Annotated in this window: 15 protein-coding genes; 10 read left to right on the top strand and 5 right to left on the bottom strand. The window is 68.9% G+C overall.

The features are described 5' to 3' along the window. Positions 1 to 197 precede the first annotated feature (197 nt). Positions 198 to 917, bottom strand: coding sequence for a FadR/GntR family transcriptional regulator (locus tag RALTA_RS16180; protein ID WP_012354945.1), 720 nt, complete (start codon positions 915 to 917; stop codon positions 198 to 200). A 125-nt stretch (positions 918 to 1,042) separates the two neighbouring features. Between RALTA_RS16180 and RALTA_RS16175 the strand changes: the two genes are divergently transcribed. The 4 genes from RALTA_RS16175 to RALTA_RS16160 all read left to right on the top strand — a co-directional run bounded on the left by RALTA_RS16175 (position 1,043) and on the right by RALTA_RS16160 (position 5,938). After that, on the top strand, positions 1,043 to 1,825 hold the full coding sequence (locus tag RALTA_RS16175; RefSeq protein WP_012354944.1) for a (Fe-S)-binding protein: 783 nt from the start codon (positions 1,043 to 1,045) through the stop codon (positions 1,823 to 1,825). Then, positions 1,822 to 2,523, top strand: coding sequence for a LutC/YkgG family protein (locus RALTA_RS16170; RefSeq protein WP_012354943.1), 702 nt, complete (start codon positions 1,822 to 1,824; stop codon positions 2,521 to 2,523). The genes RALTA_RS16175 and RALTA_RS16170 overlap by 4 nt, the downstream gene beginning before the upstream one ends. After that, positions 2,520 to 3,965, top strand: coding sequence for a LutB/LldF family L-lactate oxidation iron-sulfur protein (locus tag RALTA_RS16165; protein ID WP_012354942.1), 1,446 nt, complete (start codon positions 2,520 to 2,522; stop codon positions 3,963 to 3,965). Before RALTA_RS16170 ends, RALTA_RS16165 begins: the two co-directional genes overlap by 4 nt. Positions 3,966 to 4,216: 251 nt before the next feature. Continuing rightward, positions 4,217 to 5,938 (top strand): lactate permease LctP family transporter, encoded by a 1,722-nt coding sequence (locus RALTA_RS16160; RefSeq protein WP_012354941.1) that lies wholly within the window; start codon positions 4,217 to 4,219, stop codon positions 5,936 to 5,938. Between the two features lie 168 nt (positions 5,939 to 6,106). Here RALTA_RS16160 and RALTA_RS16155 read toward each other — a convergent pair whose 3' ends face one another. The 3 genes from RALTA_RS16155 to RALTA_RS16145 all read right to left on the bottom strand — a co-directional run bounded on the left by RALTA_RS16155 (position 6,107) and on the right by RALTA_RS16145 (position 10,173). Beyond that, entirely contained in the window at positions 6,107 to 7,249 is a 1,143-nt protein-coding gene (locus RALTA_RS16155; RefSeq protein ID WP_012354940.1) for a CaiB/BaiF CoA transferase family protein, read from the bottom strand. A gap of 22 nt (positions 7,250 to 7,271) precedes the next feature. Continuing rightward, complete coding sequence (locus RALTA_RS16150) at positions 7,272 to 8,246, bottom strand: Bug family tripartite tricarboxylate transporter substrate binding protein (RefSeq protein WP_012354939.1); 975 nt, start codon at positions 8,244 to 8,246, stop codon at positions 7,272 to 7,274. Between the two features lie 124 nt (positions 8,247 to 8,370). Further along, positions 8,371 to 10,173 carry an acyl-CoA dehydrogenase family protein gene (locus RALTA_RS16145; RefSeq protein ID WP_012354938.1) on the bottom strand — a complete coding sequence of 601 codons (1,803 nt, stop codon included), beginning with the start codon at positions 10,171 to 10,173 and terminating at the stop codon, positions 8,371 to 8,373. 121 nt (positions 10,174 to 10,294) lie between these two features. On the opposite strand from RALTA_RS16145, the gene RALTA_RS16140 reads away from it, so the two are divergent. From RALTA_RS16140 to RALTA_RS16125, 4 genes are all read left to right on the top strand, one after another. Then, positions 10,295 to 11,230: a LysR substrate-binding domain-containing protein gene (locus RALTA_RS16140; protein ID WP_012354937.1), complete on the top strand. Its 936-nt coding sequence runs from the start codon at positions 10,295 to 10,297 to the stop codon at positions 11,228 to 11,230. 365 nt (positions 11,231 to 11,595) lie between these two features. Then, entirely contained in the window at positions 11,596 to 11,907 is a 312-nt protein-coding gene (locus RALTA_RS16135) for a FeoA family protein (RefSeq protein WP_012354936.1), read from the top strand. 14 nt (positions 11,908 to 11,921) lie between these two features. Further along, positions 11,922 to 13,778, top strand: coding sequence for a ferrous iron transport protein B (feoB, locus tag RALTA_RS16130; protein ID WP_012354935.1), 1,857 nt, complete (start codon positions 11,922 to 11,924; stop codon positions 13,776 to 13,778). Positions 13,779 to 13,792: 14 nt separating this feature from the next. Next, positions 13,793 to 14,104, top strand: coding sequence for a DUF6587 family protein (locus RALTA_RS16125; protein WP_012354934.1), 312 nt, complete (start codon positions 13,793 to 13,795; stop codon positions 14,102 to 14,104). 398 nt (positions 14,105 to 14,502) lie between these two features. On the opposite strand, the gene RALTA_RS16120 is transcribed toward RALTA_RS16125, so the two are convergent. Further along, positions 14,503 to 15,861: a hypothetical protein gene (locus RALTA_RS16120; protein ID WP_012354933.1), complete on the bottom strand. Its 1,359-nt coding sequence runs from the start codon at positions 15,859 to 15,861 to the stop codon at positions 14,503 to 14,505. A 599-nt stretch (positions 15,862 to 16,460) separates the two neighbouring features. Between RALTA_RS16120 and leuA the strand changes: the two genes are divergently transcribed. Next, positions 16,461 to 18,170, top strand: a complete 1,710-nt coding sequence (gene leuA / locus RALTA_RS16115; RefSeq protein ID WP_012354931.1) for a 2-isopropylmalate synthase — start codon at positions 16,461 to 16,463, stop codon at positions 18,168 to 18,170. A 343-nt stretch (positions 18,171 to 18,513) separates the two neighbouring features. Then, positions 18,514 to 19,155, top strand: coding sequence for an OmpW/AlkL family protein (locus tag RALTA_RS16110; RefSeq protein WP_012354930.1), 642 nt, complete (start codon positions 18,514 to 18,516; stop codon positions 19,153 to 19,155). The last annotated feature ends 51 nt before the right edge of the window (positions 19,156 to 19,206 follow it).

Below are 19,206 nucleotides of genomic sequence, written 5' to 3'. Positions count from 1 at the left end.
GCCGGGCCGGTGGTAGGACCAATAAGCGGGCCTCTCCCCAAATGCCGTTCAGGTAACGACCGTCGTTCCCGCGCAGGCGGGAACCCAGTGACTTTCTTCACGGAGGGGACGTGAAAGACGCTGGATTCCCGCCTGCGCGGGAATGACGGTAGTGATGGATCCCTTAACTGAACGGCATTTGGGCCTCTACCCGCTATTCAGGCCCCGTCCTGCTCCACCCGGCTGCGCACGAAGTCGATATGCGTCTGCATCGCCGTGCGCGCCTCTTCGGGACGGCGCGCGCAGATGGCGTCGCACAGCGTGCGGTGCTGCAGCAACAGCAGGTCCGAGGCGCCGTCGTCCTGTTCGCGCAGGCCGGTGCCGTTGATGGTGATGTGCTCGCGCAGCATGCCGATCACGCTGGTATGCAGGTGCAGGAACATGGTGTTGTGCGAGGCCTGCGCGATGGCGTCATGCAGCTGTGCATCGGCATCGGCCTCGGCCTGCTTGTCGTCGGCGGTGCGCGCGCGTTCCAGCTCGGCCATCAGCGCGCGGATGCGCTTCACGTCGGCGGCATCCGCGCGCAACGCCGCGAAATAGGCAGTCGCGCCCTCGAGCACACGGCGGAACTCCAGGATGTCTTCGCGCAGCGCGGGATGGTCGGCCACCAGCTGGCCCCACGGCGAAGCAATGCCGGCGCGCAGCTGGTCGGTGGCATAGACGCCCGCGCCGCGCCGGCTCTGCAGCAGGCCGCGCGCGGCCAGCCGCTGGATGGCCTCGCGCACGGTGTTGCGGGCCACCGCGTACTGCTCGGCCAGCGTGCGCTCGGCCGGCAGACGGGTGCCGGGCGGCCAGGTGCCGTCGAGCAGCGCGGTTTCCATGCGCCGCATCACCGACTCCACGCGTCCGCGGGCGTGCCCGTGCCTGGCTGCCGTCATGCCGTTATCCCTCGTTCCTGAACGTGCGCGGCGCGCATTCTGAATTGGTCCGACCAATTTGAAGCGCCGCGCGGAAGCGGGAATTATGCGCCCAAACGTGCGACCCAGCACGTGTGGAGCGAGACATGAAGGATCGTCAGTACCCCAGCGGCCCTGCCCCCACGCAGGCCTACCTGTTTGCCACCTGCCTGGTCGACATGTTCGTGCCGCAGGCCGGCCTCGATGCCGTGCGGCTGCTCGAGCGCGAAGGCCTGACCGTGCATTTCCCGCGCGGCCAGAGCTGCTGCGGCCAGCCCGCCTACAGCAGCGGCAATCCCGACGCGGCCCGTGCGGTGGCGCGCGCCCAGCTCGACCTGTTCGGCCAGCCGTGGCCGGTGATCGTGCCGTCCGGCTCGTGCGCCGGCATGATGCGCCACCACTGGCCGCAGCTCTTTGCCGACGATCCCGTGGCCGGCCCGAAGGCGCGCGAACTGGCCGGGCGTGTGTATGAGCTGGGCGAGTTCCTGCTGCACGTGCTGAAGGTGGACTTCGGCGCTGCCGCACCGGGAGCCCAGCCGCAGGAGCGCATCGTGCTGCATACCTCATGCGGCGCCCGTCGAGAAATGGGTACGCGCCAGCACGGCGTGGCCCTGGTCGACGCCTTGCCGGGGGTGACCCGCGTGGAGCATGCGCGCGAGTCCGAATGCTGCGGTTTCGGCGGCACCTTCTCGCTCAAGCATCCCGATATCTCCGGTGCCATGGTGCGCGACAAGGTGGCCGCGGCCTGCGCCACCGGCTGCGACCGCCTGGTCTCGGCCGACTGCGGCTGCCTGCTCAATATCGGCCATACCGCCGCGCACGACCGCGCGCCGCTGCAGGTCGAACACCTCGCCAGCTTCCTGTGGCGACGTACCGGAGGTGCCGCATGAGTACGCCCGGCGCCCGTGAACGCATGCTGGGCCGGCTGCGCGCCGCCGCGCCCGTGCCGTCGCCGCAGACGACGGATCTGGACCGCCGCATCGACAGCCATTTCGAAGCACGCCGCCACGGCATGCCATCGACGGCCGCACGCGTCGCCGCGATGCAGGCCGCGCTGCAGGGCCTGCATGCCGAAGTGTGGTGCGCGCACGCCAGCGCCTGGCCGGCATTGCTGGCTTCCGAACTGGCCAGGGCGGGCGTGAGGCGCCTGCTGCTCGACCCGGCCACCGTGGCCGGCGCGGCGCTGGCAGCCGCGTTGCCGGCCGGTATCGATGCCATCGGCTATGACCGCCCGATCGAGGCGTGGAAAGCCGAACTGTTCGACACCGTCGATGCCGGCTTTACCGTGGCGCGCTCCGGCATCGCCGCCACCGGCACGCTGGTGCTGGCGCCTGACGCGGGCTCGCCGCGCACGGTGTCGCTGGTGCCGCCGTTGCATGTCGCGCTGGTGCGCGCCTCGACCCTGCATGACGACCTGCATATGGCCGCGCGCGTCGAGCGCTGGGCCGACGGCATGCCGACCAACCTGGTACTGGTGTCCGGCCCGTCCAAGACCTCGGACATCCAGCAGACCCTGGCCTACGGAGCGCATGGTCCGCGCCGGCTGTGGGTGGTGATCGAGACCGATACTGCGGAGACCACCCGATGAGCGAGCAGACCCTGCAATTCGTTGCGCCGCAGGCGTTCAAGGCGCGCGCCCGCGCGGCACTGGACGATCCCAAGCTGCGCCAGAGCTTTCGCGGCGCGATGGACTTCCTGCAAGGCAAGCGCCTGGCGCAGTTCCCCGACGCGGACGAGCTCGAACGCCTGCGCGACCTGGGCGAGGCGGTGCGCCAGCACGCGCTGGCCAACCTGCCGGACCTGCTGGTGCAGCTGGAACAGAATCTGACCGCCGCCGGCGTGCAGGTGCACTGGGCCGAGACCGCCGACGAGGCCAACGCCATCATCCACGGCATCGCCAGCGCCAGGCAGGCCACGCGCGTGATCAAGGGCAAGTCGATGGCCAGCGAGGAAGTCGAGCTGAACCATTACCTGGCCGAACGCGGCGTCGATTGCATCGAGTCGGACATGGGCGAGTACATCGTCCAGCTGGCCGGCGAGAAGCCATCGCATATCGTGATGCCGGCGATCCACAAGACCAAGGGCGATATCGCGCAGCTGTTCACCGAGCATATCCCCGACACGCCCTATACCGAAGACGTCGACGCGCTGATCCAGACCGGCCGCCGCGCGCTGCGCCAGGCCTTTGTCGAGGCCGACATCGGCCTGTCCGGCGTGAACTTCGCCGCCGCCGACACCGGCACGCTGTGGCTGGTGGAAAACGAGGGCAACGGCCGGCTGTCCACCACCGTGCCCGATGTGCATATCGCCATCATGGGCATGGAGAAGGTGGTGGCCAGGCTCGAGCACATCGTGCCGCTGTCGACGCTGCTGACGCGCTCGGCCACGGGGCAGGCCATCACCACTTATTTCAACCTGATCTCCGGCCCGCGCCGCGCCGGCGAGCGCGACGGCCCGCGCGAAGTCCACCTGGTGCTGCTCGACAACGGCCGCACCCAGGCGTATGCCGACGCGCAATTGCGCGCGACGCTGCAATGCATCCGCTGCGGCGCCTGCATGAACCACTGCCCGGTCTATACCCGCATCGGCGGCCACGCCTACGGCACTACCTATCCCGGCCCCATCGGCAAGATCATCTCGCCGCATCTGCTGGGGCTGGACGCCACCGCCGACCTGGCCACCGCCTCGAGCCTGTGCGGCGCCTGCGGCGAGGTCTGCCCGGTGCGCATCCCGATCCCGCAGCTGCTGGTGCGCCTGCGCACCGAGGCCAACCGCGACCCCGACGAGCAGGTGGCGAATCCCCTGCGCGGGCAGGGCGCTAAGTACAGCCGGGGTGAACACCTGGTGTGGCGCTTCTGGAGCGGGGCGTACTCGCATCCAGCCACGTACCGGCTGTTCCGCTGGGCCGCGACGCGGCTGCGCGCGCTGACACCGGCGCGTCAGATGGGATGGACGCAGCACCGCACGCCGCTGAAGCCGGCGGCGAAGAGCCTGGCGGACCTGCTGAAGGAAAAGGGGCAGCCGGAGTAGGCGACAGCAGGCGCGGCGCAGTACAGCACTGACGCTTCCCACTGTGTACTCCCTCTCCCGCTTGCGAGAGAGGGTTGGGGAGAGGGCGGGAGCATCGACGAAGTACAACGCTGCCGCATGACGACGGCCTGCCCTCTCCCCCGCCCCTCTCCCGCAAGCGGGAGAGGGGAGCAAACAAGCGGGAACTGAGACGGCCTCGGTACTCGCACACAAAACAAGAATTTTTGAACCACCACCAAAGGAGACCACCCTTGCAACCCTGGACCCAACTCTACACACCGCTAGGCAGCCTGTGGCTGTCCTCGCTGGCGGCAGCGATCCCCATCCTGTTCTTCTTTATCGCGCTCGCGGTCTGGCGCATGAAGGGCCATGTCGCCGCGGCGGTGACGCTGCTGCTGGCGCTGGCCGTGGCGATCTTCGCTTATGGCATGCCCGCGCAGCAGGCGCTGGCCTCGGCCGGATTCGGCTTTGCCTACGGCCTGTGGCCGATTGCATGGATCATCGTGACCGCGGTGTTCCTTTACAAGATCGTGGTCAAGACCGGCCAGTTCGATGTGATCCGCGCCTCGGTGCTGTCGATCACCGACGACCAGCGCCTGCAGATGCTGCTGATCGGCTTTGCCTTCGGCGCCTTCCTCGAAGGCGCGGCAGGCTTCGGCGCGCCGGTTGCGATCACCGCGGCGCTGCTGGTGGGGTTGGGCTTCAATCCGCTGTACGCCGCGGGCTTGTGCCTGATCGCCAATACCGCGCCGGTGGCGTTCGGCGCGATGGGCATTCCCATCATCGTGGCCGGGCAGGTGACGGGCATCGACCCTTTCCATATCGGCGCCATGGCCGGTCGCCAGCTGCCGCTGCTGTCGCTGCTGGTGCCGTTCTGGCTGGTATTCATGATGGACGGCGCCAAGGGCGTGCGCGAGACCTGGCCGGCGGCGCTGGTGTGCGGCGGCAGCTTTGCGGTGACGCAGTACTTCACCTCCAACCATATCGGGCCGGAACTGCCGGACATCACCTCGGCGCTGGTGAGCCTGGTGTCGCTGGCGGCGTTCCTGAAGGTGTGGCAGCCGCGCAGCGCATCGCAGCGCGCGGGCGGCAGCGCGGGCAACGTCAGCGGCGGCACGGTCGCGCTGGCGGGCTTTGGCGGCGATATTGGCGGCAGTTATGGCGGCGCGATGGCAAGCCGCAAGGCATCGCCCTACACGCTGGCGCAGACGCTGCGCGCGTGGGCGCCGTTCGGCATCCTGACCGCCATCGTCACGGTGTGGAGCCTGCAGCCGTTCAAGGCGCTGTTCGCCGCCAACGGCGCGCTGGCCGGCACGGTGCTGAAGTTCAAGATCCCCGGGCTGGACCAGCTGGTGATCAAGGCCGCGCCGATCGTGGCCACGCCCAAGGCCTATGACGCGGTGCTGAAGATCGACCTGCTCTCCGCCGTCGGCACCGCGATCCTGCTGACCGCGCTGATCTCCGCCGTGCTGCTGCGCATGAAGCCGCGCGACCTGCTGGCCACGTTCGGTGAAACGCTGGTGGAACTGGCGCGCCCGGTGCTGTCGATCGGGCTGGTGCTGGCATTCGCTTTTGTCGCCAACTACTCCGGCATGTCGTCGACGCTGGCGCTGCTGCTCGCCGGCACCGGCGCGGCATTCCCGTTCTTCTCGCCGTTCCTGGGCTGGCTGGGCGTGTTCCTGACCGGGTCCGACACCTCGTCGAATGCGCTGTTCTGCGCGCTGCAGAACACCACCGCGCACCAGATCGGCGTGTCCGACACGCTGATGGTCGCGGCCAACACCACCGGCGGCGTCACCGCCAAGATGATCTCGCCGCAATCGATCGCGGTGGCCTGCGCGGCGACCGGCCTGGTGGGCAAGGAGTCGGAGCTGTTCCGCTTTACCGTGAAGCACAGCCTGCTGTTCGCGGTGATCATCGGCGTGATCACGATGGTGCAGGCGTATTGGCTGCCGGGGATGATTCCGGGGTGACGGACCAGGCGTCGATGCTGGCGGTGTGCTCCCCTCTCCCGCCTGCGGGAGAGGGGTTGGGGGAGAGGGCCGGCGTATGCAAGTGCGACGGCTTTTACTTCGTGGAGACTCTGGCCCTCTCCCCCGCCCCTCTCCCATAAATGGGAGAGGGGAGATAACAAGCGTGGATCAGGCGTTGTCGGCAAACTCGGCGTCCAGAAACGCCTCGCCCTCCGTCAACGGCGCATACCGGTAGCTCGCCGGCGTCCGGCTCAGCTTCACCGGCGCACCCAGCCCCCGGTACCCCCCTTCCATCTCCACCACCATCTCGCGGTGCCGCGTATGCGGATGCTGCAAGGCATCCGCCACCGACAGCACCGGCGCGCACGGCACGCCGGCGGCCACCAGCGTATCCGCCAGCGCCTTGCCGTCGAGCATGCGCATGCGCGCTTCCAGCTCGGCCTTCAGCGCGGCGCGATTGACCGAACGCGCGCCGGCCGTGGCGTAGCGCTCGTCGTCGGCCAGCGCCGGCACCTGCAGGTGCTCGCACAGGATGCGGAACTGCCGGTCGTTGCCTACCGCCAGGAACACCGGGTCGGTGGCCGTGGCGACGGTGTCGTACGGATAGATGTTGGGATGCGCATTGCCGGTGCGCTGCGGCGTCTTGCCGCTCATGAACCAGTTGGCCGCATGCGGATGCAGCAGCGACAGCCCCGAGTCATACAGCGCGGCCTCGACGAACTGCCCGCGTCCGCTGCGGGCGCGCTCCTGCAGCGCCAGCAGCACGCCGATCACGGCGTTGAGCCCGGTCACCATGTCGACCACCGGCAGGCCCACGCGCAGCGGATCGCCGTCGGCCTCGCCGTTGATGCTCAGGATGCCGGACATGGCCTGGATCGCGGCATCGTAACCGGGCAGGCCGCCCAGCGGACCGTCGGCGCCGAAGCCGGACACGCGGCAATGGACCAGCCGCGGGAAGCGCGCCGACAGTTCGTCATAGCCCAGCCCCCACTTCTCCAGCGTGCCGGTCTTGAAGTTCTCGACCAGCACGTCGGCCTCGGCCAGCAGCGCCAGCAGCACCTCGCGGTCCGGCTCGGCGGTCAGGTCCAGCCGCATCACGCGCTTGTTGCGGTTCAGGCCGAAGTAGTAGGACGCCACGCCGTCCTTGAACGGCGGCCCCCAGGTACGGGTGTCGTCGCCCTGCGGCGGTTCGATCTTGAGCACGTCGGCGCCGTGGTCGCCCAGGATCTGGCCGCAGTACGGGCCGCCCAGGATGCGCGACAGGTCGACCACGCGGATGCCGGCGAGCGCGCCGGGACGGGCTTGGGTCATGGCTGCAATCCTCCTGGCGTTCTCAGTCAAGCTGGGCACCGGACTTCTGCACCACGGCACGCCACTTGCCAACCTCGGCCTTGACGAAGCTGCCGAGCTGCTCCGGCGTGGTCGACGGCGCGAACTCCAGCCCTTGCGCCTGCAGCGTCTTGCGCACCTCGGGCTGCTTCAGCGCGTCGGCAAAAGCGCGGTTGAGCTTGCCGACCACCTCCGCCGGCGTGCCAGCCGGCGCGACCACGCCGAAGAACACCGACACGTCAAACCCCGGCACGCCCTGCTCGGCCACCGTCGGCACGTCGGGCAGCGCCTGCGAGCGCGCCCTGGTGGTCACGCCCAGCGCGCGCACCTTGCCGCTCTTGATGAAGGGCATCGCGGTCAGCACGTCGGTGAAGGTCATGCTGACCTGGCCGCCCAGCAGGTCGTTCAGTGCGGGGCCGGTGCCCTTGTACGGGATGTGCTGGAAATCGGTGCCGGTGACGTTGTTGAACAGCACGCCCGCCAGGTGCGACGAAGCGCCATTGCCGGACGAGGCATAGGTCAGCTTGCCCGGGTGCGCCTTGCCGTAGGCGATCAGCTCGTTGACGTTCTTCGCCGGTACCGACGGATTGACCACCAGCACGTTGGGCAGCTGGCCGATCTGGATCACCGGGGTGAAGCTCTTGACCGGGTCGTAGTTGATCTTGCGGTACAGGCTGACGTTGATCGCCAGCGGCGCCGAGGTGCCGAACATCAGCGTGTAACCGTCGGGCTCGGCGCGCGCCACCGCTTCGGCGCCGATATTGCCGCCGGCGCCGGCGCGGTTCTCGACCACCACCGGCTGGCCCAGGCTGGTCTTCAGCGCGGCGGCCAGCGTGCGCGCCATGGCATCGGTGGGGCCGCCCGGCGGATAGGTGACGACCATCATGATCGGCTTGGTGGGGAAGTCCTTCTGTGCGAAGGCGGGGGCGATAAACAGCGAGCACGCGGCGATGGCCGCGACGCGTTGCCAGAGTTTCATGGCGTTGTCTCCTGGTGTAGGACGTCTCCCGCGGAGGCGGGATGGTATGGGGCGTCTTCGGGGCGGGGTGCTCACCCTCCCGCTTGCAGGAGGGCGGAGCAAACAGTGGGGAACGAATACGGCGTCAGAACACGTTGACGTCGGCGACCACGCCAGCGGCGCGCACCAAGCCGTCAGCGGGGGGCGCCACGGTCTCGGCCAGCCATGCCGGCTCCTCGCTTGCCGCCAGCGGGTCCTGCGGCAGCACGCGGTGACGCAGCACCAGCTGCGCCAGCCGCATGCGGCGCACCGATCCGATGCGGCCGGCTTCCCAGGCCATCGCCACCGCGCTGGTCACGTGGTACAGCGCCGAGGCCGCCTGGCGCGCCAGCAGCTCGCCGTCGGCACCGGCCGCGGCCGCGTGCCCGGCAAGCTGGGCGGCGCTGGCGATGGCGCCCTCGAACACGGCGCGGGCACCGGCCTGCATCGGCGTATCGGCCAGCAGCCCGGCCAGGTGCGCCTGCAGTACCGGCAGCGCGCCCTCGCGCCGCACCGCGCGCAGCACGTCGAGGGCGACGATATTGCTGGTGCCTTCCCAGATCGAGCCGAGGTGGGCGTCGCGCACCAGGCGCGGGTCGCTCCACTCCTCGATATAGCCGCAGCCGCCGCGAATCTCCATGGCGTCGCCGGTGACCTTGCGCGCGTCGCGGCAGGCGCGGAACTTGATCAGCGGGGTCAGGATGCGCATCAGCGCGTAGGCGTCGGCCTCGCCGGCATCGGCGCGGCGCAGCGCCTCGGCGGTCTGGAACACCATGGTGCGCGCCTGCTCGGTGGGCAGCGTCAGCTTGAGCAGCTGGCGGCGCATCAGCGGCATGTCCTGCAGGCGCTTGCCGAAGGCCTGGCGCTCGCGCGCGATGAACAGGCCTTCGGTCAGCGCGCGGCGCATCAGCCCGGCGGCGCGCACGCCGTTGGACAGGCGCGAGTTGTTGATCATGTCCGCCATCTGCACGAAGCCGCGGCCGGGCTCGCCGACCAGCCACGCATGCGCGCCCTCCAGCCGGATCTCGCCGCTGGCCATGGAACGCGTGCCCAGCTTGTCCTTCAGCCGGATGATGCGGTAGTGGTTGGCGCTGCCATCGGCCAGCTTGCGCGGCAGCAGGAACAGCGACACGCCCTTGTGGCCGGGCACGGCGTTGCCGGCCTCGTCTTCCACGCGCGCCAGCACCATCGCCAGCGCGGCATCGGGATTGGAGCAGAACCACTTGTCGCCCAGCAGGCGCCAGCCGCCCTCGGCCGAGGCATCGCGCACCGCGCGGGTGGCGGTGGCGGCCACGTCGGAGCCGGCGCCCTGCTCGGTCATGAACATCGCGCCCTGATACAGGTCGTCAAAGACCTGCGTGGTCAGGTTGGGCAGGAAGCGCCCGACCAACGCCGGGTCGCCGAACTTGCGCAGCGTACGCGTCAGCGAATCGGTCATCGACAGCGGGCAGCACAGGCCGAACTCCGCCTGCACGAACAGATACGTGAGCGCGTACTTTGCCGCCGGCGGCATGGGCTGGTCCCAACCCAGCACACCGCTGCGGTGCGAGGCCGCGGCGAGCCCGAATTCGGCAAAGGCCACGCGCTCCATCTCGACATAGGCCGGATGCTTGTCGATGCGTTGCGCATCCACGCCGGCGCGGGTGCGGTAGCTGAGTTCCGGCGGGTTGCGGTCGGCCACGCCGGCCAGCTCGTCGAGCACGCCGCCGGCCAGCGCGCCCATGCGCTCGAGGTGCGGCAGCAGGTGGCTGAACAGGTCCGGCGGCAGGTAGAGCGGCAGCAGCGCGCGCAGGTCCGGGTCGGCGGCGAACAGGCTGCCGCCCTGGCGGTCCGGCACCGGATGGACGGCGGCCGCAGCGGGCGCGGCCGGGTGTTGCGGGGGGATGTCGCGCGCGGCGCTGGATGGCATGGCTGGTCTCCTGGTTCGGTGGGATGCCGGCTTGCGGCCCCCTTTGGCCACCATTATTCAAACCCCAAGCATTCGCGTCTAATTCTAAAATTGGCTTGATCCATATAAATTTTGTATCGCCATGGAATTCCGCCACCTGCGTTACTTCCTCGTGCTCGCCGAGGAACTGCACTTCGGCCGAGCCGCGCGCCGGCTGGCCATATCGCAGCCGCCGCTGTCGCTCAACATCCAGCAGCTCGAGGCCTCGGTCGGGGCACGGCTGTTCGACCGCGACAGCCGCGGCGTGCGGCTCACTGCGGCCGGCCGGGCCTTTCGCGAATCGGCCACGGCGCTGCTGGCGCAGGCGGAAGCCGCGCGCGTGCTGGCGCGTGAGATCGAAGCCGGCGCGGTCGGCCGCCTGCGCGTGGGCTTTGTCGGCTCGATGCTGTACCGCGGACTGCCGCAGACCCTGCGCGAGTTCCAGGCCGCTTATCCCGGCATCCACGTGGCCCTGACCGAACTGAACTCGCAGGAACAGATCGACGCGCTGCTGCATGACGAACTTGACGCGGCCTTCATCCACACCGGCCGGGTGCCGGATACGCTGCAGGCCACGCTGGTGCACTCCGAGCCCTTTGTCTGCTGCCTGCCCGCCGACCATCCGCTGGCCGCGCTGGCGGAACTGCCGCTGACCTCGTTGCGCGGCGAACCGTTCGTACTGTTCTCGCGCAAGGCCTCGCCGGACTATTACAGCCGCATCTTCGACATGTGCGCCGCGCAGGGCTTCTTCCCGCAGATCCGGCACGAGGTGCGGCACTGGCTGTCGGTGGTGTCGCTGGTGTCGCAGGGGATGGGCGTGGCGGTGGTGCCGGCGGCGCTGGAGCGCTCCGGCATGGCGGGCGCGGCGTTCCGGCCGCTGGCCGACGCCGCGGTGCGCTCGGAGGTCTATTGCGCCTGGAAGACTGCGCCGGACCATCCGGCGCGCGACCACTTTGTCGCCATGGTGGCGGGCAAGCCGGCGCAGCGGAAGCGCAGCCATCAAGAAAAAGCCACCGGTCCAGGGACCGATGGCTTGTGAAGTACGCGTGGAACGGGGTGTTCAGCGTGCTGTGAGCTTAACGCCGCCGGCTTACGGCAGCCATAACGCAAATGCAGTAATTGCGCGCGACGGCAGGCTCGGCGCGGATTCGGTGTTTCATTGCCGGACCGTCGCGCGGCTCGATGGACAGCCGCTCGCGACCGCCTGTACGCGCTCAGCGACGACCCTTAGCGGTTATCATTCGCCTCCTGCCGTGCCTGGCGCGGCAAGGCTGGCGTGCCCGCCCTTTGAGGGGGCAACGCAAAGCCACATTTGCGATACAATGAAAACGATTTTCATTTACATACCCCGGCGCGGTCGCACCGACCGCTTGGCGGCAGGCCGCGCCACGGACTGGAAGCATGATGCGGTTGTCTGAACTTCCACGGCGCACGCCCGCCGTAGTGCAATCGGTGGACGACGCCACCCCTGGGGATCCGGTTGCGCGCCGCCTGCGCGAACTGGGCTTCGTTGCCGGCGAGCCCGTGCAGATCATCGCCTACGGGCCGTTCGGCATGGATCCGCTGGTGGCGCAGGTGGGCTTCACCCGCTTTGCGCTGCGCCGCTCGGAGGCGGCGCGCATCGGGGTGGAAATCGCCAGTGCCTCGGTCACGCGCATCGCCCCCGCCACGCAGGGCGACCAGACTGCCCAACCGTCCGCCAAACGGACTGCCTGAGCCTTCCCCGGATTATGTCTGCAGCTGCTTCCTCCTCTGCCCTGCGCATTGCGCTGGTCGGCAATCCCAATTGCGGCAAGACCGCACTGTTCAACCGCCTGACCGGCAGCCGCCAGAAGGTGGCCAACTACGCGGGCGTCACCGTCGAGCGCAAGGAAGGCTACTTCGTCTCGCCGGGCGGTCGCCAGGTGCGCATCCTCGACCTGCCCGGCGCCTACAGCCTGCATGCGGCCAGCCTCGACGAGGCCATCACGCGCGATGTCTGCCTGGGCCAGCGCGCCGGCGAAGCGCGTCCGGACCTGCTGGTGTCGGTGGTCGACGCCACCAACCTGCGCCTGCACCTGCGCTTTGTGCTGGAACTGCGCGAGCTGGGCTTGCCGATGGTGGTGGTGCTGAATATGAGCGATGCCGCCGAGCGGCGCGGCATTCAGATCGACCGCGACAAGCTGTCGGCCGCGCTCGGCGTGCCGGTGGTCAGCACCGTGGCGGTCCGGCGCGACGGCGCCGCGTCGCTGGTCGGCCTGCTCGATGCCGCGCTGCCGCCGGCCCCGCGGGCTGGCACTGCGTCCGGCCCTGATTTCGACGTGCATGCCGAAGTCAACCGCCTGCTGTCGGCCGCGGTGAGCATGCCGGCGCGCACCGCTGCGCTGGACGACCGCATCGACCGCATCGTGCTGCACCCGGTGCTCGGCCTGCTGTTGCTGGCGGTGCTGCTGTTCCTGATGTTCCAGGCGGTGTTCTCGTGGGCCGAGCCGCTGATGGACGGCATCGAGGGCGGCGTGCACTGGGCCGGCGAGATGCTGGGCGCGTGGCTGCCTGACGGCATGCTCAAGAGCCTGCTGGTCGACGGCCTGGTCGCCGGGCTGGGCAGCGTGGTGGTGTTCCTGCCGCAGATCCTGATCCTGTTTCTGTTTATCCTGACGCTGGAAGAATCCGGCTACCTGCCGCGCGCGGCGTTCCTGCTCGACCGCCTGATGATGGGCGCGGGGCTGTCGGGGCGCTCGTTCATCCCGCTGCTGTCCAGCTTTGCCTGCGCCATTCCCGGCATCATGGCCACGCGCACCATCCAGGACCCGCGCGACCGGCTCACCACCATCCTGGTGGCGCCGCTGATGACATGCTCGGCACGGTTGCCGGTCTATGCGCTGCTGATCGGCGCCTTTATCCCCGAGCGCACCGTGATGGGCCTGTTCAACCTGCAGGGGCTGGTGCTGTTCGCGCTCTACGTGGCCGGCATCGTCAGCGCGCTGGTGGTGGCCTATGCGCTCAAGTTCCTGCGCCGCGACCGTACCGACCATCCGCTGCTGATGGAACTGCCCTCGTACCGCATCCCCAATCCGCGCGATGTGGCGATCGGCCTGTGGGAGCGTGCCCGCATCTTCCTGTCGCGCGTGGGCAAGGTGATCCTGGCGCTGACGGTGCTGCTGTGGTTCCTGTCGACATTCCCGTCGGCGCCCGAGGGCGCGACCGCGCCGGCCATCGACTACAGCTTTGCCGGCATGATCGGCCATGCGCTGCAGAAGGTGTTCGCGCCGGTGGGCTTCAACTGGCAGATCTGCATTGCGCTGGTGCCGGGCCTGGCCGCGCGCGAAGTCGCCGTCGGAGCGCTGGCCACCGTCTACGCGCTGTCGGGCAGCGAAGAGACCGTGGCCACGCAGCTGGCACCGATGATCGCGGCGCAGTGGTCGCTGGCTACCGCGCTGTCGCTGCTGGCGTGGTACGTGTTCGCGCCGCAGTGCATCTCGACGCTGGCGGTGATCCGGCGCGAGACCGACTCCTGGAAGGTGATGGCGCTGTCCGCCGCCTACCTGACCGGGCTGGCCTACCTGGCCGCGTTCGTGACCTACCGCGTCGCGCTGATGTTCAGCTGAGGCCAGCTGCCGCCATGTCCCTCTACCACGCCATCGAAACCCTGCTGGTCCCGCTGATCGTGCTGGCGTGCGCGGTGTCGGTGGTGGCGCGCTATGCGCCGCGCACGCGCGAACGCGTCAAGGCGGCGCTGGCGGCGCGCCTGGGCGGCGCTGCGGCCGCGGGCTGGCGCGGCCGCCTGGCACGCTGGCTGGCGCCGCAGGCCGCCGCGGGCTGCGCCAGCGGCTGCGACGACGGCGGCTGCAACACCTGCGGCGCCAACACCAGCACGCCCGCCAGCCAGGACAAGCCTGCCGAGCAGGTGGTGCGCTTCGTGCGCAAGCGCTGACGCGCGCTTTTTCTTCTCCTTATCTTCCACGCAGAAACGGGTACGCTCGCTGCTGCCGCATGGCGCGGCCAGCGGCGGGTTGCGCGCGTCCGGGCCTCTTGGCAGGTGGCGGCGTGCGCCTTTGCCGGGTCAATCCGGCCCTTCGCGAGGCTTGCTCTCATCCACGCAGAATTGGGTACGCTTTGCGCGCTCGTCGGCGGGGCAGGCACGCAGGTGCCGAACACTGCCACGCAGAAACGGGTACGCTCAACAGTCATCCCTGCCGCTTGTGTACTCCCTCCCCCGCTTGCGGGAGAGGGGAGCAAACCCGCAGTCCGTCTGCGTCTCAGCAAAGCAAAAGCGCAAAGCAAAACGCCCTCCATCCGGAGGGCGTCTCGTCAGCCGCGGGATACCAGCCCTTACTTCACCGTCCCGTAGAAGACCACTTTCAGCGGCGTATTGTCCGCGACCGCGGTGCACGTGGCGGTGATGGTGAAGTCGCCGGCTGCGGTGCCGCTGGCGCGCACCTGGTTGGGCAGCATCACCGCGCTCGGGCTCAGCGACACCGGCCCGGTGCTGGACCATGCCCAGGCCTTGCACGCGGTGAATTGCGCATCCTCGCCCAGGTGCTTCATGCGCGCGGTCACCTCGACCGGGACGGGCGCGAGCAGCAGCAGCGTCATCGGGTCCTGGTTGTCGCCCACCAGTGCCCACAGCGGGTTCTCGGTCACCGTCAGGGTGGCGCTGCGGCGCTCGCCCAGCTTGCTGCTGACCGCGGTGACCGTCAGGCTGCCCTGGACCGGACCCGTGTCGCCGGCCAGGCTGGTGCGTACGGTGGCGTCATGCGTACCCGCTGCTTCGGTCGCCGACAGTGTCGCCGAGGTGGCCGCGTAGGTCCAGGCGCCGTCGAAGTCCGCGGTCACGTCCTGGCCGTCGTGGCGCAGCACGCGCGCGGTGAAGGTGTCGGGACGATTGCTGAACACCTGCAGCGCATTGACCTCGCGCCCGCCCTTGGTGGTCACCACGCGATAGGCCGCGGCGCCGTTCTTCTGCACTGTCACCGCGATGACGCCGGCGAGGGCATGTCCGTCAGGCGCGGTCACCGATACCGAGACACTGGCCGTGGCCGCGGTCGTCGGCGAGCCGTTGCTGGCCTTGAGCGTGGCGCTGTTCTGGCTGGCCGTGACCTGGACCGCGGTGCCGCTGCTGGACCATGCCCAGTTCGAAACGCTGGCCGACACATCGCTGCCGTTGCTGTCGAGCAGCGTCACCTTGACCGGCAGTTCCTGGCCGTCGCTCATCGACAGGCTGGCGGCGGGCATGGACAGCGTGTAGCTCAGCGCCGACGCCGGCACCACGGTGATGGTGGCCGCTTGCGGGGGGAGCTGCACGGTCGTGTTGTCGGCGGCCCGGACCGTGGCCACCACCTGCACGGTGGTGGTGCCCGGCGCAACGCCCCGGACCACGGCACTGCCCGGCGTGGCGGCGCCCGGCGTCACGGTGGCGACGGCGCTGTCGGTGCTGGTCCAGTCGAAGGTGGTGTTGCCCGATACGTCGACGCCGTTGCTGTCGACGGCCAGCGCGCTGATGGTCAGCGTGCGGCCGACGCCGACCTCGCCCGAGGTCACGCTCATCTTCGCGGTATAGGTCAGTGGCGTGGTGGTGCCGCCCGAAGCCGGCGCGGCGGGCGCGCTGCCGCCGCCGCCACCCCCGCATGCCGTCAGCAACAAGGCCGCGGCCGGGCCCACCAGCCAGGATGCCCACGTTCTCAGTCTCATGATTGTTCCCCCAGTCGTGTTTTTCCCGCGCTATCAGCCTAGGCACAAAGTGGCCGGCGCAATACCGGCCAGAGGACTGAGGTGCGGCGCACAGAACATCGCCGCAATTCATCCATTCAGCGCAGGACATCGCCATTCGGCCGAGAAAAACCGCGGCCGGATGGCACGCACTGCAGCCGGCCCCCAACCGTTTGGCGCAGCCCTTCCACGATCCCCTGATCGGGCCATGACGGTTTGCCGCGCACGACGGCACGCGCGCAACGCTTGACCGGGCCCGGACTTGTCGACTAACCTTGCCCGTTCCTATGGACTTGCGCGGCATGCGCATCCACGCGGAGCGGCTGCGGCCCCTCCCACTCCAGCCACGATGAACCTTTACTCCAGCACTCCCCGCCAGGCTGCCGATGCGTCCCGCATCGCTGCCCGCGCACGCGTGCTGGCTGCCCTGGCATCGGGCCGCGCCCTGCGCGCTTCCTCGCTACTGCTAAGCCTACCGATCGGTTGCCGGGCCTAGGGCCCCGTGGCAGTTCGGCAGCCTTTCGCCACCCTTTTTCCCGTTTTTTCCCTTTCATCTTCCCTTGCGAGGAAGGAGACTCCGCATGCTCGTCAATCCCGCTACCAAGTACCGCCCCGCCGCCACCGTCGACATCCCTGACCGCACCTGGCCCGGCCGCACCATCACGCGCGCGCCGCGCTGGATGAGCACCGACCTGCGCGACGGCAACCAGGCCCTGATCGAGCCGATGAACCCGGCGCGCAAGCTGCGCCTGTTCGAACAGCTGGTAAAGATCGGCCTGAAGGAAATCGAAGTGGCATTCCCCGCCGCCTCGCAGACCGACTTCGACTTCGTGCGCATGCTGATCGAAGAACGCCGCATTCCCGACGACGTCACCATCGTCGTGCTGACGCAGTCGCGCGAAGACCTGATCCGCCGCACCGTCGAATCCGTGCGCGGCGCGGCCCGCGCCACGGTGCACCTGTACAACCCCATCGCACCGGCCTGGCGGCGCATCGTCTTCAATGCCTCGCGCGACGAGATCAAGGCCGTCGCGGTATCGGGCACGCGCCTGATCAAGGCGCTGACCGATGCCATGCCCGAGACCGCCTGGACCTACGAGTATTCGCCCGAGACCTTCAGCCTGGCCGAACTGGATTTCTCGCTGGAAGTGAGCGACGCGGTGTCGGCCGCGTGGCAGGCCGGCCCGGGTCGCCCGATGATCCTGAACCTGCCGACCACGGTCGAATGCAGCACGCCCAACGTGTTCGCCGACCAGATCGAATGGATGCACCGCCGCCTCGCGCGGCGCGCGCATATCGTGCTGTCGGTGCACCCGCACAACGACCGCGGCACCGCGGTGGCCGCCGCCGAGCTGGCGCTGATGGCGGGCGCCGACCGCGTCGAGGGCTGCCTGTTCGGCAATGGCGAGCGCACCGGCAACGTCGACCTGGTGACGCTCGCGCTGAACCTCTATACGCAAGGCGTGGCGCCGGAGCTGGACTTCTCCGACATCGATGCGGTGCGCCAGTGCGTGGAGCACTGCAACCAGCTGCCGGTGCATCCGCGCCATCCGTACGTGGGCGACCTGGTGTTCACGGCGTTCTCGGGCTCGCACCAGGATGCGATCCGCAAGGGCTTCGCGCAGCAGCAGCCGGACGCGATTTGGGAAGTGCCCTACCTGCCGATCGACCCCGCCGACCTGGGCCGCAGCTACGACGCGGTGATCCGCGTCAACAGCCAGTCCGGCAAGGGCGGCATGGCTTACCTGCTGGAACAGGTGCATGGCCTCTACCTGCCGCGCCGCCTGCAGATCGAGTTCAGCCGCGCGGTGCAGGCCATGACCGACGACACCGGGCTGGAAGCGAGCGCGGACGACCTGTATGGCCTGTTCCGGCGCGAGTACCTGGCGCGCGAGACGCCGCTGCGCTACGTCTCGCATCAGCTGGCGTCCGACGCCACTGGCGCCACCGCGATCACGGTGCAGATGGAGCGCGACGGCCAGCCCTGCACCGTGCGCGGCACCGGCAACGGCCCCATCGACGCGTTCATCGATGCGCTGGACCTGCCGGTACGCGTGATGGACTACCACGAGCACGCGATGACTGCCGGCGCCGATGCGCGCGCAGCTTGCTACGTGGAAGTCCGCGTGGGCGATTCGCCGACCGGGTTCGGCGCGGGCATCGACGCCAGCCTTGTCACGGCCTCGCTGCGCGCGGTGGTCTCGGGCGTCAACCGGCACCTGCAGGCTGGCTTCGGCGCGCGGGCGCAAGCCACGCAAACCGCCTCGGCCAGCGCAGCCACGGAGGCCTAGCCCTGGCACCTGACGCTGCGCAAGAAAACCGGTGTGCCCCGCCCCCACGGGGCACACCCGGAAAGACGCCCTTGCGGGCGCCCACGACATGCCTGGTGCCGATCCGGACACGCCTTGCGCGTGCTCCGATCTTTCGCACAGCGTAAGCGGCAGCATCGGGCCGCGCTACGAATCATTTCGCATGTGGTTAGAAGCGACGGCTGAGGCCGCGCTGCGCGAGGCACGCTGTCGCGCCCTCGCGACGCCGCGCGCACCATTTGGTTCCGCTTGTTTTGTGTCAAGGCCCCCGCTGGCCCGCTACGCCACACTAGGCGCGGCTTCGATAACAAACCAAGCAGACCTCATGAAAACACTGTCTCTTCGCACCGCCACCTGTTCGGCCATCGCCGCCTGCGCCATGCTCGGCGCCTTTGCCACGCCCGCGGCCGCCGCGGACGACGCCCAGGGCAACTGGATGGTGCGGCTGCGCGGCACCTACCTCGATATGGCCCACAGCTCGGATCCCGTTGGCGGCGTCGGCCGTTCGGACCGCATCACGGTCAACAACAAGTGGATCCCCGAACTCGACGTCACCTACTTCTTCACGCCGAACTTTGCCGCCGAACTGGTGCTGACGGTGCCGCAGAAGCAAAACGTCTACCTCGACGGCAACAAGATCGGCACCTTCAAGCATCTGCCTCCCACGCTGCTGATGCAGTACCACCTCATTCCCAACGGCACCTTCCGCCCGTATATCGGCGCGGGCCTGAACTTCACGCACATCTGGGGCGAGAACATCGCCAACAACGCGCTGCAGCTCGATAGCTGGAGCGTAGGCCCGGCGCTGCAGATCGGCATGGACTACAAGCTGACCAAGAACTGGTTCCTGAACGCCGACATCAAGAAGATCTGGCTGTCGAGCGACGTGAAGGCGGGGGACGTCAAGGTCTCCAAGGTAAGCCTGGATCCGTGGCTGTTCAGCATGGGGGTGGGGTATCGATTCTGATTCTGCCGCGCGATAAAAAAGGCCGGCGCCCCTTGGGCGCCGGCCTTTTGC

Origin of the sequence: Cupriavidus taiwanensis LMG 19424 (assembly GCF_000069785.1) — a bacterium.
Taxonomy (GTDB): domain Bacteria; phylum Pseudomonadota; class Gammaproteobacteria; order Burkholderiales; family Burkholderiaceae; genus Cupriavidus; species Cupriavidus taiwanensis.
Note: the sequence above shows the minus strand (reverse complement) of the source record. Positions and strands in the feature narration are given on the sequence as shown.

What these genes read in the sequence shown, in the direction of transcription:
- RALTA_RS16135 (WP_012354936.1), top strand. Translation starts at nt 11,596, where the DNA reads ATGCGGTTGTCTGAACTTCCACGGCGCACGCCCGCCGTAGTGCAATCG.
- RALTA_RS16125 (WP_012354934.1), top strand. Translation starts at nt 13,793, where the DNA reads ATGTCCCTCTACCACGCCATCGAAACCCTGCTGGTCCCGCTGATCGTG.
- RALTA_RS16140 (WP_012354937.1), top strand. Translation starts at nt 10,295, where the DNA reads ATGGAATTCCGCCACCTGCGTTACTTCCTCGTGCTCGCCGAGGAACTG.
- RALTA_RS16110 (WP_012354930.1), top strand. Translation starts at nt 18,514, where the DNA reads ATGAAAACACTGTCTCTTCGCACCGCCACCTGTTCGGCCATCGCCGCC.
- RALTA_RS16170 (WP_012354943.1), top strand. Translation starts at nt 1,822, where the DNA reads ATGAGTACGCCCGGCGCCCGTGAACGCATGCTGGGCCGGCTGCGCGCC.
- RALTA_RS16155 (WP_012354940.1), bottom strand. Translation starts at nt 7,249, where the DNA reads ATGACCCAAGCCCGTCCCGGCGCGCTCGCCGGCATCCGCGTGGTCGAC.
- RALTA_RS16165 (WP_012354942.1), top strand. Translation starts at nt 2,520, where the DNA reads ATGAGCGAGCAGACCCTGCAATTCGTTGCGCCGCAGGCGTTCAAGGCG.
- RALTA_RS16120 (WP_012354933.1), bottom strand. Translation starts at nt 15,861, where the DNA reads ATGAGACTGAGAACGTGGGCATCCTGGCTGGTGGGCCCGGCCGCGGCC.
- RALTA_RS16145 (WP_012354938.1), bottom strand. Translation starts at nt 10,173, where the DNA reads ATGCCATCCAGCGCCGCGCGCGACATCCCCCCGCAACACCCGGCCGCG.
- RALTA_RS16175 (WP_012354944.1), top strand. Translation starts at nt 1,043, where the DNA reads ATGAAGGATCGTCAGTACCCCAGCGGCCCTGCCCCCACGCAGGCCTAC.
- RALTA_RS16150 (WP_012354939.1), bottom strand. Translation starts at nt 8,246, where the DNA reads ATGAAACTCTGGCAACGCGTCGCGGCCATCGCCGCGTGCTCGCTGTTT.
- RALTA_RS16180 (WP_012354945.1), bottom strand. Translation starts at nt 917, where the DNA reads ATGACGGCAGCCAGGCACGGGCACGCCCGCGGACGCGTGGAGTCGGTG.
- feoB (WP_012354935.1), top strand. Translation starts at nt 11,922, where the DNA reads ATGTCTGCAGCTGCTTCCTCCTCTGCCCTGCGCATTGCGCTGGTCGGC.
- leuA (WP_012354931.1), top strand. Translation starts at nt 16,461, where the DNA reads ATGCTCGTCAATCCCGCTACCAAGTACCGCCCCGCCGCCACCGTCGAC.